Origin of the sequence: Citrobacter sp. S39, assembly GCF_009495675.1 — a bacterium.
Classification (GTDB): domain Bacteria; phylum Pseudomonadota; class Gammaproteobacteria; order Enterobacterales; family Enterobacteriaceae; genus Citrobacter; species Citrobacter freundii.
The window spans coordinates 4,176,835-4,191,995 of record NZ_CP045555.1 but is presented as its reverse complement, the minus strand read 5'-3'; the positions used below and the strand labels follow the sequence as shown (position 1 = coordinate 4,191,995).

The following is a 15,161-nucleotide window of genomic DNA, read 5'->3' as shown; positions in this document are numbered from 1 at the left end:
TCCCCTTAATCCAGCCAACGTTTGGTTTTAAGCCACGTCAGGCCAATAAACATCACCGCCGAAGCGATTAAAAACAGCACGTTAATAATCAGCACCACCGGAATATTTCCCGCCAGAAACAGGCTTTGCAGGGTACTGACGAAATAACGAGCCGGAATAATGTAGGTTACCGCCCGGATAATCGCGGGCATGCTATCTATCTGGAAGATAAAACCTGACAACATAATCGAGGGCAGGAAAGCGGCGTTCAGCGCGACCTGCGCGGCGTTAAACTGGTTGCGGGTGATGGTGGAAATAAGCAACCCCATGCCAAGCGTACTGAGCAGAAACAGGCTGGTAATGAAAAACAGGATCAGCAACGAGCCGCGATAGGGCACGCCAAGAATAAATACCGACACCAGCATACACAGCAGCATCGCCAGCATGCCGAGGAAATAATAGGGGATCAGTTTACACAGCAGTAATTCGACGCGGGTAACTTCGGTAGAAAGCAGTGCCTCCATAGTTCCGCGTTCCCATTCGCGCGCCACCACTAATGAGGTGAGGATCGCGCCAATCACCGTCATGATGATGGTTACCGCCCCGGGAATAATAAAGTGCTGGCTGATGGCCGCCGGGTTAAACCAGTAGCGTGTTTGCACGTCGATCAAAGGCTCGAACGATTCCCCACGATCTTCCGCCCGCTGTTGCTGCCAAATCTGCCAGATGCCTTCGACATAACCCTGCACAAAGTTGGCGGTATTGGGTTCGCTGCCATCGGTGATCACCTGGATCGGTGCCACGTCATTAGGTCGCGCCATCTGCTGGGCGAAATCCACCGGGATCACCACCAGCCCGCGAATGCGCCCAGCCTGCATTTTCTCAATCAATTCCTGACGGTTATCGCTGATGGTGGCGTCAATATACGGCGAGCCGGTCATGGTATGGGTAAAATCCAACGCCTCTTCGCTTTGCTGTTCGAGCAAAATCCCGACCCGCAGCTTGCTGGAGTCGAGGTTTATCCCGTAGCCGAAGATAAACAGCAGCAGCAGCGGGATCACCACCGCAATCAGCCAACTGCTGGGGTCGCGAACGATCTGGCGGGTTTCTTTCACGCACAGCGCACGTACGCGACGCCAGGAGAGAGCGGAGTTACTCATGCGTATGCTCCTTATCCCAGTCATTGATTAGCGTAATGAACGCCTGCTCCATGGTCGGGTCCGGAGTGTCGCTGTCGGCAGCCTGAGCTTTCAGGTCGTCCGGTGTTCCGCTGGCAATCAGTTTGCCGCGATACACCAACCCGATGCGATCGCAGTATTCCGCCTCGTCCATAAAGTGGGTGGTCACCATCACCGTGACGCCTTTTTCCACCATGCTGTTGATATGCAACCAGAACTCACGACGGGTGAGGGGATCGACCCCGGAAGTGGGTTCATCAAGGAACAGAATGTCGGGTTCATGCATCAGCGAGCAGGCCAGCGCCAGACGCTGCTTAAACCCCAGCGGCAGTTCGTCGGTGGCGTGGGAAGCGATACTCTTCAGGCCAAATGCCTCGCTCATACGATCGATTTTCTCCTTCTGTGCCCGACCACGCAGGCCGTAGACGCCGGAGAAAAAGCGCAGATTTTGTTCAACCGTCAGGTTACCGTACAGGGAGAATTTCTGCGCCATATAGCCCAGATGCTGACGCGCTTTGCCGGAGCTGACTTTCAGGTCCATATCCAGCACCAGCGCTTTGCCGGAAGTGGGGACCAGCAGGCCGCACATCATTTTAAAGGTGGTGGATTTGCCGGCACCGTTGGGTCCTAACAGACCAAAAATCTCGCCGCGCTGTACGGAAAAGTCTACGTGGTCGGTCGCGGCAAAATCGCCAAACTTCTTGGTCAGCGCTTTGGCTTCGATCACCGTTTCGCCAGGCGTACCTTCTACGGTATGCAGGATAGCGCCCAGCGGGGATTCCGATGTTCCGGCTCCGCCGAGTAAATCGATAAAGGCATCTTCGAAGCGGGGTGCAGTTTCATTGATGGTTATCTGCGGCATGCCGTCAGCGTTTTGGATCTGCTGAGCTGTCGCCTCTTTTTTCAGGATTAAACGGACGGATTTCCCCTGAATCATTCCGTCGCTGACCAGCGGTAGTTTTAACGCGCGTTGCAGCAGTCGGCGGTTATTTTCCTGCGGACTACTCATCAGGAAGCTGCGACCAGCCATGGTTTGCGTAAGCTGAGTAGGATCGCCCTGGTATAACAATTCGCCTTCGTTCATCAGCAGCACATCACGGCATTGCTCTGCTTCATCCAGATACGACGTACTCCAGAGGATCAGCATGCCGTCTCCGGCCAGTTCGTGGACCATTTGCCACAGTTCGCGACGGGAAATTGGGTCGACACCCACACCTGGCTCATCCAGCAGCAACACTTTGGGTTCGCCGACCAGCGTACAGGCTAGCCCGAGCTTCTGCTTCATGCCGCCGGAAAGTTTGCCGGCCAGTCGTCCGGTAAATGGCCCCAGCGAGGTAAACTCCAGTAGTCGGACAAAGGTTTTTTCTCGCGCCTCACCGGTGACGCTGCGCAAATCGGCATAAAGATTGAGGTTCTCCATGACGGTCAAATCTTCATACAGACCAAATTTCTGCGGCATATAGCCCAGCACCGCGTGCAGCGCGCTTTCGTCTTTGATGGGGTCAAAACCAATTACCGCAGCACTTCCGGCATCAGGTTTTAATAATCCCGCCAGCATGCGCATCAACGTGGTTTTGCCTGCGCCGTCCGGCCCGACAAGCCCGGTCACGTAGCCCGCATGCACGATACAGTCGAGCGGGGCGACGGCCGGTTTTTCCATTCCAGCAAAGTTTTTCGTCAGCCCTTTAAGCGTAATGACGGCGTCATTCATGCCGTGCCTCATCGCCAAATTTTATCGTTACCGGCATTCCCTGGCGCAGCGCATCGTCCGCGTCGGTTACGACAATTCGCAGGCGATACACCAGATCGGTGCGCAGATCAGGAGTCTCGACCGTTTTCGGCGTAAATTCGGCGGTTGGTGACACAAAGCCGATTTTGCCGTGATACGGTTTGTCCGGGCGACCGTCGGTATAGAGCAGGATCTCACGTCCTGGCTGCGCCTGGCTCAGATTGCGTTCGTCAACGTAGGCGCGGACCCATACCGGACGCGTGAGCGACAGCGTCAGTACCGTGCCCCCTTCGTTCAGCATGCTACCAGGCTCCACCGCACGGGTGAGTAGTGTGCCGTCAGACGGGGAGATTAGCGTGGTGTCGTGTAAATTGAGCTCTGCCTGCGCAAGCTGGGCCTGAGCTTGTTCGAGCGTGGCTTTCGCCTGTTCAATGTCTTGTACACGATTACCGCTGCGATACTGGGTAAGTTTGTCCTGCGCAGATTTCAGCGAAGCTAACGCCTGATCGCGAGATGAACGCGCGTTTTCCAGATCGTTGGCGGAGATGGTGCGGCTTTTCCACAATCCTACCTGCCGATTATAAAAGTTCTGCGCGTAATCATAGGCGGCCTGCGCCTGTTTGACAGCCGCTGCTGCCTGGGCAATCTCTTCTGTGCGATACCCGGCCAGCATCAAATCGTATTGCGCCTGGGCGGCGGCAACATTGGCTTTCGCCTGCATTAACGCGTTTTCATATGGGGCGTGATCCAGTTCACCCAGCACCTGACCGGCTGTAATAGCATCGCCTTCGTCAACCGCCAGTGAGGCCAGCCTGCCGCCAACGCGAAAACTCAGGTTGACGCTACGGATATCGACATTGCCGTACAACGTCAGGCCGTTATCTTGCCGACTTTGATACCACCACGTTCCACCGGCAATCACGGCAACGAGGGCCGCGATAACCAGCCCGAGCACGACAGGTTTTTTCATGACTCCAGACTCCTTTGCGTTAAACCTTGCAGAATAAGATCGATGTGACAGGTGATCGTTTGGTCAATCAGCGCGGTTTTATCCTCATCAAATTGTGACCAGCCCGTACGCAACAGAATGGTTTCTTTCCCCAGACGAAAAGCCAGTACCTCGCCGAGTATGGCGTGGGTATGCAGAATCATTTGGGTATCGTTGGCATCGCCGCCGGTATAGGCGGCAATCAGGCGCGTCAGGTGTGTATGCAGCGGATTGATAACCTGGTCGTGCACCAGTTGATAAGCCGCAGTGGGGGAAAGCTGTTCACGCGAGATAAATTTGCTCAGGTTAACGGTGTCGTCCTGGGTTAACAGCATGATCATATTTTTGCAGGCGCGCAGGATCAGTTCACGCATCGCGCCACGATCCGGTTCTGGCTGAGCGAATAAACGCTCGGCCTCTTCAGCGTGCGGACGAAACTGTGAGCCGATAAAATCTGCAATCCACTGGGCGCAGGCGAGATATAAATCCTCTTTTGAGCCAAAATAGTAGGTGATAGCCGCAATGTTTTGCCCGGCCTGTGCAGCGATATCGCGCGTCGTGGCGTGCAGACCATACTCGCCGAATTGTGCCAATGCGGCGGCAATGAGCTGGTTCTTCGCCTGTTCACCTTTGGTTGTCATGGTGGGTGTATTCATGGCACGACTCTGATCTTAATCAATCGATTGATTAAGATTATGACTGATGTGCAGCCTTGTCCAGTCCGGACGGTTATTTTCCAGTAAAGGGATAATTTATGCGGCACATCACAAAAACTGCTACACTCCGCCCCTTCATGACATTGTGGTTTTTGTCATCTCTATTGTATGTATCTCCCTGAAAACGACACCGGTAACGGTCAGGGCGGTTCGGAGTTGTTATGTCTTTTGATTCCCTTGGTTTAAACCCTGAAATTTTACGTGCCGTTGCCGAGCAGGGTTACCGTGAACCTACCCCTATTCAGCAGCAGGCTATTCCTGCCGTGCTGGAAGGCCGCGATCTGATGGCCAGCGCCCAGACCGGTACGGGGAAAACGGCAGGTTTTACCCTGCCGCTGTTGCAGCACCTGATCACCAATCAGCCGCATGGTAAAAGCCGTCGTCCGGTTCGTGCGCTGATCCTCACGCCAACCCGTGAACTGGCGGCCCAGATTGGCGAAAACGTACGTGATTACAGTAAGTATCTGAATATTCGCTCGCTGGTGGTCTTCGGCGGCGTCAGCATTAACCCGCAGATGATGAAGCTGCGTGGCGGTGTGGATGTACTGATTGCCACCCCGGGTCGTTTACTCGATCTGGAGCACCAGAATGCGGTAAAACTGGATCAGGTGGAGATCCTGGTACTGGATGAAGCTGACCGCATGCTGGATATGGGCTTTATTCACGATATTCGTCGCGTTCTGGCAAAACTGCCGGCAAAACGTCAGAACCTGCTGTTCTCGGCAACGTTCTCTGATGACATTAAGTCGCTGGCCGAAAAACTGCTGCATAACCCGCTGGAAATCGAAGTGGCACGTCGTAATACCGCGTCCGAGCAGGTAACTCAGCACGTTCATTTCGTCGATAAAAAACGTAAACGCGAACTGTTGTCACAGATGATTGGTCAGGGCAACTGGCAGCAGGTGCTGGTGTTTACCCGTACCAAACATGGCGCGAACCATCTGGCAGAACAGCTGAATAAAGACGGCATCCGCAGTGCGGCAATCCACGGCAATAAATCTCAGGGGGCGCGTACACGTGCGCTGGCTGATTTTAAATCCGGTGATATTCGCGTGCTGGTAGCGACCGATATTGCCGCGCGTGGTCTGGACATTGAAGAGTTACCGCACGTGGTGAACTACGAGCTGCCAAACGTCCCAGAAGATTATGTGCACCGTATTGGTCGTACCGGGCGTGCCGCTGCTACCGGCGAAGCGTTGTCTCTGGTGTGCGTCGATGAACACAAGTTGTTGCGTGACATCGAGAAGCTGCTGAAAAAAGAGATCCCGCGTATTGCAACGCCAGGCTATGAGCCAGATCCGTCCATTAAAGCTGAGCCGATCCAGAATGGTCGCCAGCAGCGTGGCGGCGGTGGTGGTCGCGGGCAGGGCGGAGCAGGGCGTGGCCAGCAGCCGCGTCGTCAGGATGGCGGTGCGCCAAAAGCGAAGCCGCGTAATGGCGAAGGCAAACCGGCAGGCGATAAGCCTCGTCCGCCGCGCCGTCCGCGCAAACCGTCCTCAGCGCAGTAATTGCGAGCCCGGCCGAAAGGTCGGGCTTTTCTTTTTGCGACACGGGATAGAAAGTGCCACAATAGTGGCTGTTTATACAGTATTTCAGGTTTTCTCATGGCACTTACGGCTGCGTTAAAAGCGCAAATCGCCGCCTGGTATAAGGCGCTTCAGGAACAGATCCCCGACTTTATCCCCCGTGCGCCGCAGCGGCAGATGATTGCTGACGTCGCGAAAACGCTGGCAGGTGAAGAAGGGCGGCATCTGGCGATTGAAGCGCCGACCGGGGTGGGGAAAACCCTGTCGTATCTGATTCCCGGTATTGCCATTGCGCGTGAAGAACAAAAAACGCTGGTAGTCAGTACCGCCAACGTTGCTTTGCAGGATCAGATCTACAGCAAAGATTTACCGCTGCTGCGCAAAATTATCCCTGACCTGCGTTTTACCGCCGCGTTTGGTCGCGGACGCTATGTCTGCCCGCGTAACTTAGCGGCGCTGGCCAGTACTGAACCCAATCAGCAGGATCTGCTGGCTTTTCTCGACGATGACCTGACGCCCAACAACCAGGAAGAACAAAAGCGCTGCGCCAGGTTAAAAGGCGATCTCGACAGCTACAAGTGGGACGGGCTGCGCGATCACACCGATATCGCCATTGACGACGGACTCTGGCAGCGTCTGAGCACCGATAAAGCTAGCTGTCTGAATCGCAACTGTCACTACTATCGTGAATGCCCTTTTTTTGTCGCCCGCCGGGAGATTCAGGAAGCTGAAGTGGTGGTGGCTAATCATGCGCTGGTGATGGCGGCGATGGAAAGCGAAGCCGTTTTGCCGGAGCCGAAAAACCTGTTGCTGGTACTTGATGAAGGCCACCATTTGCCGGATGTCGCGCGCGATGCGCTGGAGATGAGCGCGGAAATCAGCGCCCCCTGGTATCGGCTCCAGTTGGATCTGTTTTGCAAATTAGTGGCGACCTGTCTGGAACAGTTTCGCCCGAAAACCACGCCACCGCTGGCGAATGCCGAGCGTCTGAACGGTCACTGTGAAGAGCTGTATGAACTGATTTCATCACTCAATAACATTCTTAATCTGTATATGCCTGCTACTCAGGAGGCGGAACACCGCTTTGCGATGGGCGAACTGCCTGCAGAAGTGATGGAGATTTGTCAGCGTCTGGCAAAGCTTACGGAAATGCTGCGCGGGCTGGCGGAACTGTTCCTCAACGATCTCAGCGAAAAAACCGGCACTCACGATATTGTGCGTCTGCATCGGGTTATTTTGCAGATGAACCGGGCGCTGGGCATGTTTGAGGCGCAAAGCAAACTGTGGCGGCTGGCATCGCTCGCGCAGTCGTCAGGCGCGCCGGTGAGTAAATGGGCGACGCGCGAGGTGCGTGACGGGCAGATCCACGTCTGGTTCCACTGCGTGGGGATCCGTGTGAGCGATCAGCTCGAACGACTGCTGTGGCGTAGCGTCCCGCATATTATTGTCACTTCCGCAACGCTGCGCTCGCTCAACAGCTTCTCGCGTTTGCAGGAGATGAGTGGTCTGAAGGAAAAAGCAGGGGATCGGTTTGTTGCGCTGGATTCACCGTTTAATCACGTTGAACAGGGCAAAATCGTCATTCCGCAGATGCGCTACGAACCGTTAATTGATAACGAAGAGCAGCATATCGCGGAAATGGCCGCCTATTTTCGCGAACAACTGGAAAGCAAAAAGCATCAGGGGATGCTGGTACTCTTTGCCAGCGGTCGGGCGATGCAGCGTTTTCTTGAGCATGTTACCGATCTGCGCCTGCTGTTGTTGGTGCAGGGCGATCAGCCGCGCTATCGTCTGGTAGAGTTGCACCGCAAACGGGTGACCAACGGCGAGCGCAGCGTGCTGGTTGGGCTGCAATCTTTCGCTGAAGGTCTGGACTTGAAAGGCGACCTGCTGACCCAGGTGCATATTCACAAAATTGCTTTTCCACCGATCGACAGCCCGGTGGTGATCACCGAGGGCGAGTGGTTGAAAAGCCTGAACCGCTACCCCTTTGAGGTGCAGAGCCTGCCCGCGGCGTCGTTCAATTTGATCCAGCAGGTTGGGCGACTCATCCGTAGCCATGGCTGCTGGGGAGAAGTGGTTATTTATGACAAACGTTTATTGACCAAAAACTATGGCAAGCGTTTACTGAACGCGTTACCCATATTTCCGATAGAGCAACCTGCTGTGCCAGACGTTATAGTAAAACCAAAAGAAAAAGCGAAACCCACGCGCCGCCGTCGGCGTTAACGATGCGAGCAACAGGCAAGGAGTTATCGATGGATTACCGCAAAATCATTAAAGAGATTGGGCGAGGAAAAAATCACGCGCGTGACCTGGACAAGGATACTGCTCGCGGACTGTATACCCATATGATGAACGGCGACGTACCTGACCTTGAGATGGGCGGGGTGCTGATTGCGCTACGTATTAAAGGCGAAGGCGAAGCGGAGATGCTGGGCTTTTACGAAGCGATGCAAAACCACACCATTCGCCTGACTCCGCCGGTTGCCAAACCCATGCCGATTGTCATTCCCAGCTACAATGGTGCACGCAAGCAGGCGAATTTGACGCCGCTGCTGGCGATTTTACTGCATAAGCTCGGTTTCCCGGTAGTAGTGCACGGTGTCAGTGAGGATCCAACCCGCGTGCTGACAGAAACCATTTTTGAACTGATGGGGATTACGCCAACGCTGCATGCTGGGCAGGCGCAGGCAAAGCTGGATGGTCATCAGCCGGTGTTTATTCCGGTGAGCGCGTTGTGCCCTCCGCTGGAGAAACAGCTGGCGATGCGCTGGCGCATGGGCGTGCGTAACAGTGCGCACACACTGGCTAAATTAGCCACGCCGTTTGCTGAAGATGCGGCGCTGCGTCTTTCCAGCGTGTCCCACCCGGAATACGTCTCGCGTGTGGCGAAGTTCTTCGGCGATATCGGTGGGCGCGGCCTGTTGATGCATGGTACCGAGGGCGAAGTGTATGCCAACCCGCAGCGCTGCCCGCAGATAAGCCTGATAGATTCATCCGGCGTGCGAGTGTTACAGGACCGACAGAGCGAGATGCCTGACGAGCCAGTACCGCTGCCGGTGGCAAAAGATCCGGAAACCACCGCGCGCTGGATTGAGCGTTGTCTGGCTGGCAGTGAGCCGGTCCCGGCATCGTTGAAAATTCAGATGGCCTGCTGCCTGGTGGCAACCGGTGAATCCGCCTCGCTTGCCGAAGGACTTGCCCGCGTCGAGCAAAGTTTCTGATTCATTTGTTATCCCGACGGGCCTTTTACCTGGTCTGTCGGTTTTCTCTTTTCGGCAACGTGAAATTTCTGCACGTTTATTGACCTCCTGAGCGCCGTGGCGCAGCATAGTTTGTTGAAAAATAAGAAACACAACAAACACGCGACACAACAGGAGATAACAATGAACAGTGGACATCGCTTCCATGTGCCAACGCTGCACGCTTTTATCCAGGCCGTTTTTCATCAGATGGGAAGCAATGATCAGGAGGCGCGGCTGGTGGCCGATCATCTGATAGCCTCTAACCTCGCCGGTCACGACTCCCACGGCATCGGTATGATCCCAAGCTATATTCGTTCATTCTCGCTGGGGCATCTACAAATCAACCGTCATGCCAAAGTGGTAAAAGATGCAGGGGCGGTGATTACGCTTGATGGCGATTGTGCCTTTGGTCAGGTGGCGGCTCACGAAGCCATCACGCTGGGGATTGAAAAAGCTCGCCAGCACGGTATCGCCGCCGTGGCATTACATAATTCGCATCATATCGGACGTATTGGCTACTGGGCGGAGCAATGTGCGGCGGCAGGTTTTGTCTCAGTACATTTTGTGAGCGTGGTCGGGATCCCGATGGTTGCACCGTTTCATGGCCGCGATAGTCGTTTTGGCACTAACCCCTTCTGCGTTGTTTTTCCGCGTAAAAATACCTTCCCGCTATTGCTCGACTATGCAACCAGCGCCATCGCGTTTGGCAAAACCCGTGTGGCATGGCATAAGGGCGAGCCGGTAGCTCCTGGATGTCTGATTGATGTGGCGGGGGTGCCTACAACCGATCCTGCGGTAATGCAGGTTTCTCCGCTGGGATCGTTGCTCACCTTTGCCCAGCACAAAGGTTATGCGCTGGCGGCGATGTGCGAAATTATGGGTGGTGCGCTTTCAGGGGGTAAAACCACACATGAAGAGAGCCTGCAGACCAGCCCGGACGCCATCATCAACTGTATGACCACTATTATTATGAATCCGGAACTGTTCGGCGCGCCGGACTGCGACAACCAGGTCGCAGCATTTGCTGAGTGGGTGAAAGCGTCCCCGCATGCTGAAGATGCCCCGATCCTGTTGCCAGGTGAGTGGGAAGTGAATACTCGCGAGGAACGGCTGGAACACGGTATTCCGCTGGATGCCGGAAGCTGGCAGGCGATTTGCGAGGCGGCACTGCAAATAGGCATGCCGGACACCGTGTTGCAGGAATTCCGTCAACGACTGGAACACTAAGCAAAAAAAAGCCCGTCCAGTGGCGGACGGGCAAACAAAGGGTAACAAACAGGGTCAATGAGGGTTGGAGCATTGGGTCGTACAGGTAATCTTTCGGTTATTTATAGATAACCGCGGTGCCGCTCATTTTGTCTTTACCGACAGCGGAAGTGATGCTGTAACCAGTTGCGCCAGCAGCAGCCGCTTTCTCAGCCAGTTTGGCTTCCAGGCCATCCAGTGTGGTGGCGCCATCAGCAGAAACTACACCAATTTTATTCATGCTTTGTGCCTGAGTGGAGGAAACCGGCTCGGCAGCGAAAACGCCAAATGACAGGGTAGACAGGGCGATGGCAGCAACAGCAAATTTGATATTTTTCATGATTAATCTCTCGCAGGGTTGTTCTGTTAGTAGTCAGTGTTCTTTAAGAAGACGTTGTTCCGTCGATGTGATAAGTATCACGTTTTTTTTGGTGAGAGAAAATCGAATAGAATTGACGACATCAATCAAAAAAATTGAATGACAAATAACTTATTGAATATTAATAAATTCAGGCGAGGGATTTACAGTTCTTGTCATTGCGCTTTACAGAGAAACCAACAACGGCACATTTTGCCACACAGAGTGCGAAAAAGCGTGCTCGTAAAGGAAATCGTATGCGCTGAAACTTTTGGTAAAGATGAGTCAACGTAGCTGGCTGTCTTTCGAACCTCTGCGATTATATCCTGAAAATGCCGCGCTATGTGAATCTTTATCCTGTTGGCAAGTGATGCACAAGCGTACCCCTGGCACGGCCTCACGTCTGGCCTGAGGGATAGGATTGCCACATTCTTCGCATTCATACAGACTTTCCCCGGTCGGTAACTCACCGCGGGCGCGGGCAACAGCATCTTCAATAGTATTGTTGATCTGTTCGTTAACTGCGTCGTCATTTGCCCATCCGGATGCCATGTGTACCTCCTGCTGCTGATGTCTACAGACTAAGTATAGCGAAGGTGATGGCTGAAAAACGACCATGCGCCAGCAGTATCAGATTTCAGACCATTCGCGCAGCAGGTTATGGTAGAGATTGAGTAATGACAGGATTTCGTTGCTCTCCCCATGACGTGCCTTCAGGGACTGAATGTTTTTATCCAGTTCAAAAAGCATGGCGCGATTTTTGTCGTCACGGATCATCGACTGGATCCACATAAAGGATGCCACACGAACGCCATGGGTTACTGGCGTTACGCAGTGTAGGCTGCTGGAAGGGTAAAGCACCAGATCGCCTGCCGGAAGCTTCACCGCATGCTGGCCGTAGGTATCATTGACCAGCAGTTCTCCTCCTTCATAATCATCCGGGTTACTCAGGAATAAGGTTGCGGAAAGGTCTGTGCGCATCCAGCCGTTTTCCGGATGGCTACGCACCGCACCGTCAACGTGAAAACCATAGGTCTCGTTGTCCTGGTAGCGATTAAACAGCGGTGTGGAGAGCGTTTTCGGTAGTGCTGCGGCGAAGAAAAGCGCGCTGTTATTTACCGCAGTCTGTACCGCCTGTTGTAAAACGCCGTAGCGTTCACTTTGCGTATTTACCTGCTGGTTGTTTTTAACCTGCGCCCCCTGAGCGCCGGTGGTTGCGCGGCCATCAACCCAGTCGGCTGCGTCCAGTTGTTCGCGAAACCAGGCGACATCCTGCGCCGACAGAACGCCGGGAATGTGGTACATCATCAGTGTTTCTCCTGAAAGTGGGGCTTTCGCCCCACGCGATGGATCAGAAATGCATATTGGCTGTGAGCAGGAAAGTTCTTGGCTCGCCTGGATGATAACGGTATCCACTCTTGTTTATGGAGGATACATAATCGGTGTCGAACAGGTTATAGACGTTTAGCTGGAAATCGAGATTGCGATTCACGCGATAGCCCAGTTTGGCGTCGGCGACCCAGTAACCTTCAGTGTAGGATGGCGTACCCACGGCGCCGTCCGAACCGCGATGCATACTGCCCACGTAGCGAGCGCCTGCGCCAACGGAAACATCGTCGGTTGCCTGATACTGGCTCCACAGCGTGAACGCATGTTCCGGCGTATAGGGCAGGGAAGAAGAACCATCCTGAGCAACGTTTTTGCCGCTGTGGATGGTGGCGCGTTGCTGGGTGTAACCCCCAATAACCTGCCATGCGGGGGTGATGTTGCCTGCTACTGAGAGCTCGTAGCCTTCAACGCGTTTCTCCCCGTACTGGGACCAGGTACCGTCGTCGTTCTGCTCGACTTCATTCTCAATATCCGTGCGGAAAATTGCGGCGGTTAGCAGCAGGCGCTTATCCAGCACCTCCCATTTGGTGCCAATCTCGCTAGTTTTCGCTTTCTGCGGTTTGAAGTCGGTACGGTTTGCGCTGTTACCGCTTCCGCCCTGAGCAAGGGCAAAGTTGCTGCCGCCCGGCGGTTGCTGAGAAACGGCATAGTTAATGTAGACATTGCCGTTATCGGTCAGGTGATACAGCGCGCCCGCTTTCCAGTTCACCAGATTGCCTGATTTGGCAGTATCCACAGTGGTGACCGGGGAACCTTTGGCGACGCCTGTCGGACATGCCACTGCACCACGGCCAGAAGCGCCGCAAGCGGTGGCGCTGTCATATTCAGTGCGGTAATTGTCGAGGCGAATACCACCGTTCAGCTCAAACTCACGGGTAATTTGTAGCGTATCAAAAGCGTATACGCCAAAGGTATCGGTTTGCCCGTTAGCGTTGGCGCCGTTACGCGATAATCCGCCGATATTCACGTCGCTGTTGGGATGATAAATATTAACCGGCGGCGGGGTAATCGGGGCTACGCCATAGTTGGTTTGTGTTTCGCGCGTCAACTCCACGCCAGTACTGATGTCGTGACCGATGGATCCCGTGTAAAACTTTGAGGTCAGGTTGGTCTGGTTGGTCAGGATTTTGTTACTGACATCTTTGGTATTTGCCAGGCGTGACCAGGTCCAGGTGTCGACGCTGCTGGTGGGTTGCGTAATATTAGACGCACCGCCCATCACCGCCGTCATCAGATAATCCTGTTTAATGCGCGACCAGCGGGTGGTGTTGCGAATCGTGGTGCTGTCGCTCAGGTCATGTTCAAAACGCATCGTCGCGGTATCGGTCGTCGAATCGTCGTAATCCGAGTTGGTGCCGTAGAAGTTATGCGTATCAACTTTTCCTGAATGATTCAGTGCAGACGTCCCTGCGGAAGGCGCGGAGTAACCCGGCAGGCCGATGGTGGGAATGCCTCCATCCGGTGTGTTGTGTTGAGTAACGTGCAGATAGTTCAGATACAGTCGGTTCTCGGTGCCTAAGCCAAAAGCAAGTGAGGGGGCCACGCCGTAACGTTCATTCTTAACATTATCGCGACCGGCATCATGTGTTTTTTCACCCATCAGGTTTAAACGTGCGGCGGTGGTCTCGCCGATAACCTGGTTAATGTCCAGCGTACCACGGCGGAACCAGGCGCTACCGACGCTGGCCGACGCATCGATTCCTGAGTCGGTACGCGGCTGTTTGCTGATCATATTGATAGAGCCAGTCGGTGCGCTACGTCCATAGTCGGTACCGGAAGGACCTTTAATCACTTCGACCTGTTCGGTATTGAAGGTATCGCGCGTGACGCTGCCGATATCACGAACACCGTCGATATAAATACTGTTCGAAGTATCCGCGCCACGCATATAAACCGCATCACCGGTAGTGGAGTTGCCGTTTTCGCCAGCGAAAAACGCGCCAACGCCCGGTACGTTTTTCAGCGCATCGGTCAGATTTGTTGCGCCTTGATCCTTAATCACCTGCTCAGAAATCACCGTCATGGTGCGGGTGGTATCCGCCACCGGGCGGGAGAATTTAGGGTCGGCAGACTGTGTTGGGGCGTACAGCGAAGGTTTAGCCGCTTCAACGACCAACGTATCTTCTGGTTTTTTGTCCTGATCGCCTGCGGCGACAGCCTGGGCTACCGGGGACAGGCCAATGCACAGACCGGCAAAAAAAGTCAGTGAATGAAAACTACTGGACGGCAAGTTGCGATTTTTATCCATTTTAATTAATGACTTATTATTTTTTGAGTAGACGGTTTCACTCACGCGAAGGGACATCTCTGTGGATGTTGTACCCTGCAGGTCTCGCGAAAATGAATGTGTAATTGATAATGATTTTAATAATCATTTCTAATCAGTGCGACGTTTTAGCATTCATTAATTCAAAAATAAATACATTTATTTACATTGGATTCAAAATGCCAACACATTGATTACAAATTGAGCCGAAAATGAAGTGAACAGCGCGCAGAAAACTGCATTCGGGCGAATGCAGTTGGGAGAAGGTGGGGGGCTACTTATAGATAGTTGCGGTACCGTACATCTGGTTTTTACCGCCTGCAGAATTAACAACAAAGCCTTTTGCCCCTTGTTCTTTCGCTTTCTCTGCCAGCTTGTCTTCAAGGTCGCTCAGGTTAGAGGCGCCGGTAGCGGATACTGTGCCGGAAGCTTGTAGCTGACCGGTAGCTGGGCTGGTGTATGGCTGTGCAGCAAAGGAGGCAAATGTCATGCCGGTAAGTACGGTAGCGGCAAGTAATGTGAGGCATTTCTTCATGGTG

Annotated in this window: 13 protein-coding genes; 4 read left to right on the top strand and 9 right to left on the bottom strand. The window is 53.9% G+C overall.

Features of this window, described 5'->3' with window-relative positions:
• Positions 1-5: 5 nt before the first annotated feature.
• From GFB57_RS20070 to cecR, 4 genes are read right to left on the bottom strand one after another with little or no spacing between them, the layout of a single operon-like run.
• Entirely contained in the window at positions 6-1,139 is a 1,134-nt protein-coding gene (locus tag GFB57_RS20070; RefSeq protein ID WP_290366898.1) for an ABC transporter permease, read from the bottom strand.
• On the bottom strand, positions 1,132-2,868 hold the full coding sequence (locus GFB57_RS20065; protein ID WP_003035210.1) for an ATP-binding cassette domain-containing protein: 1,737 nt from the start codon (positions 2,866-2,868) through the stop codon (positions 1,132-1,134). Before GFB57_RS20065 ends, GFB57_RS20070 begins: the two co-directional genes overlap by 8 nt.
• Positions 2,861-3,856, bottom strand: a complete 996-nt coding sequence (gene hlyD, locus GFB57_RS20060) for a secretion protein HlyD (protein WP_003035213.1) — start codon at positions 3,854-3,856, stop codon at positions 2,861-2,863. Before hlyD ends, GFB57_RS20065 begins: the two co-directional genes overlap by 8 nt.
• The gene (cecR, locus tag GFB57_RS20055; protein ID WP_003035216.1) at positions 3,853-4,530 is read right to left on the bottom strand and encodes a transcriptional regulator CecR; all 678 of its coding nucleotides are present in this window, start codon (positions 4,528-4,530) and stop codon (positions 3,853-3,855) included. Before cecR ends, hlyD begins: the two co-directional genes overlap by 4 nt.
• A gap of 221 nt (positions 4,531-4,751) precedes the next feature.
• Between cecR and rhlE the strand changes: the two genes are divergently transcribed.
• The 4 genes from rhlE (at position 4,752) to GFB57_RS20035 (ending at position 10,591) form a co-directional block, all read left to right on the top strand.
• The gene (gene rhlE, locus GFB57_RS20050; protein ID WP_003035219.1) at positions 4,752-6,098 is read left to right on the top strand and encodes an ATP-dependent RNA helicase RhlE; all 1,347 of its coding nucleotides are present in this window, start codon (positions 4,752-4,754) and stop codon (positions 6,096-6,098) included.
• Between the two features lie 96 nt (positions 6,099-6,194).
• Positions 6,195-8,345 carry an ATP-dependent DNA helicase DinG gene (gene dinG, locus GFB57_RS20045; RefSeq protein ID WP_003035224.1) on the top strand — a complete coding sequence of 717 codons (2,151 nt, stop codon included), beginning with the start codon at positions 6,195-6,197 and terminating at the stop codon, positions 8,343-8,345.
• Positions 8,346-8,374: 29 nt separating this feature from the next.
• Positions 8,375-9,343 carry a DNA-binding protein YbiB gene (ybiB, locus tag GFB57_RS20040; RefSeq protein ID WP_003035227.1) on the top strand — a complete coding sequence of 323 codons (969 nt, stop codon included), beginning with the start codon at positions 8,375-8,377 and terminating at the stop codon, positions 9,341-9,343.
• Between the two features lie 162 nt (positions 9,344-9,505).
• On the top strand, positions 9,506-10,591 hold the full coding sequence (locus GFB57_RS20035; RefSeq protein WP_003035229.1) for a malate/lactate/ureidoglycolate dehydrogenase: 1,086 nt from the start codon (positions 9,506-9,508) through the stop codon (positions 10,589-10,591).
• A gap of 97 nt (positions 10,592-10,688) precedes the next feature.
• On the opposite strand, the gene ybiJ is transcribed toward GFB57_RS20035, so the two are convergent.
• From ybiJ to mcbA, 5 genes are all read right to left on the bottom strand, one after another.
• Entirely contained in the window at positions 10,689-10,949 is a 261-nt protein-coding gene (ybiJ, locus tag GFB57_RS20030; protein ID WP_003035231.1) for a DUF1471 family protein YbiJ, read from the bottom strand.
• Positions 10,950-11,252: 303 nt separating this feature from the next.
• Positions 11,253-11,519 (bottom strand): DksA/TraR family C4-type zinc finger protein, encoded by a 267-nt coding sequence (locus GFB57_RS20025; RefSeq protein WP_003035233.1) that lies wholly within the window; start codon positions 11,517-11,519, stop codon positions 11,253-11,255.
• A 78-nt stretch (positions 11,520-11,597) separates the two neighbouring features.
• A complete protein-coding gene (gene ybiX, locus GFB57_RS20020) occupies positions 11,598-12,275 on the bottom strand; it encodes a PKHD-type hydroxylase YbiX (RefSeq protein WP_003035235.1) in 678 nt (225 codons plus the stop codon).
• 43 nt (positions 12,276-12,318) lie between these two features.
• Entirely contained in the window at positions 12,319-14,604 is a 2,286-nt protein-coding gene (locus tag GFB57_RS20015) for a catecholate siderophore receptor Fiu (protein WP_003035237.1), read from the bottom strand.
• A 292-nt stretch (positions 14,605-14,896) separates the two neighbouring features.
• On the bottom strand, positions 14,897-15,157 hold the full coding sequence (gene mcbA, locus GFB57_RS20010) for a DUF1471 family periplasmic protein McbA (protein ID WP_003035239.1): 261 nt from the start codon (positions 15,155-15,157) through the stop codon (positions 14,897-14,899).
• Positions 15,158-15,161: the final 4 nt, after the last annotated feature.

Excerpts from the sequence above, each read along its gene's own strand:
- hlyD (WP_003035213.1), bottom strand. The coding sequence starts at position 3,856 with ATGAAAAAACCTGTCGTGCTCGGGCTGGTTATCGCGGCCCTCGTTGCC.
- dinG (WP_003035224.1), top strand. The coding sequence starts at position 6,195 with ATGGCACTTACGGCTGCGTTAAAAGCGCAAATCGCCGCCTGGTATAAG.
- GFB57_RS20070 (WP_290366898.1), bottom strand. The coding sequence starts at position 1,139 with ATGAGTAACTCCGCTCTCTCCTGGCGTCGCGTACGTGCGCTGTGCGTG.
- ybiB (WP_003035227.1), top strand. The coding sequence starts at position 8,375 with ATGGATTACCGCAAAATCATTAAAGAGATTGGGCGAGGAAAAAATCAC.
- ybiJ (WP_003035231.1), bottom strand. The coding sequence starts at position 10,949 with ATGAAAAATATCAAATTTGCTGTTGCTGCCATCGCCCTGTCTACCCTG.
- GFB57_RS20025 (WP_003035233.1), bottom strand. The coding sequence starts at position 11,519 with ATGGCATCCGGATGGGCAAATGACGACGCAGTTAACGAACAGATCAAC.
- mcbA (WP_003035239.1), bottom strand. The coding sequence starts at position 15,157 with ATGAAGAAATGCCTCACATTACTTGCCGCTACCGTACTTACCGGCATG.
- rhlE (WP_003035219.1), top strand. The coding sequence starts at position 4,752 with ATGTCTTTTGATTCCCTTGGTTTAAACCCTGAAATTTTACGTGCCGTT.
- cecR (WP_003035216.1), bottom strand. The coding sequence starts at position 4,530 with ATGAATACACCCACCATGACAACCAAAGGTGAACAGGCGAAGAACCAG.
- GFB57_RS20035 (WP_003035229.1), top strand. The coding sequence starts at position 9,506 with ATGAACAGTGGACATCGCTTCCATGTGCCAACGCTGCACGCTTTTATC.
- ybiX (WP_003035235.1), bottom strand. The coding sequence starts at position 12,275 with ATGATGTACCACATTCCCGGCGTTCTGTCGGCGCAGGATGTCGCCTGG.
- GFB57_RS20065 (WP_003035210.1), bottom strand. The coding sequence starts at position 2,868 with ATGAATGACGCCGTCATTACGCTTAAAGGGCTGACGAAAAACTTTGCT.
- GFB57_RS20015 (WP_003035237.1), bottom strand. The coding sequence starts at position 14,604 with ATGGATAAAAATCGCAACTTGCCGTCCAGTAGTTTTCATTCACTGACT.